The 648-nt window shown below is 37.0% G+C and carries 1 pseudogene; it reads right to left on the reverse strand.

Annotated elements, in window-relative coordinates:
* Positions 1-648 (reverse strand): annotated as a pseudogene (gene eno, locus ACFIO3_RS14905) (phosphopyruvate hydratase); the annotation flags it as partial.

Raw genomic sequence — 648 nt, forward strand, 5'->3', positions numbered from 1 at the left:
AAGTTGATTGTATTTTGCTAATCTATCCGAACGTGCAAGAGAACCTGTTTTAATTTGTCCACAATTCGTTGCAACCGCAAGATCTGCAATAAAAGAATCCTCTGTTTCGCCTGAACGATGAGATATAATAGTACGATAACCTGCTTTATGTGCTACTTCTACAGCATCAAGTGTCTCACTTAATGTACCAATTTGATTCACTTTTATGAGGATAGAATTGCCTACCCCCATTTTAATACCATCACGCAAACGTGCTGAATTTGTTACAAACAAATCATCGCCAACAAGCTGACATTTTTCTCCAATTGTATCCGTGAGTAGCTTCCAACCTTCCCAATCATCCTCTGCCATTCCATCTTCAATTGTAACAATAGGATAACTTTTCACAAGTTGCACTAAATACTCTACCTGTTCTTGGATGTCACGGCATTTCCCCTCACCTTTATAAAAATATGAACCATTTTTATAAAATTCGGTTGAAGCACAGTCTAAACCAATGGCAATCTGCTCCCCTGGTTTATAACCACATGTTATGATAGATTCCATAATAAAATCAATTACTTGATCAGCACTTTTAAATTGAGGTGCAAAACCACCTTCATCACCAACATTGGTATTATAACCTGCACCCTTTAAACGCTTTTTCAA

This window comes from Bartonella sp. AD328YNZD (genome assembly GCF_042196425.1).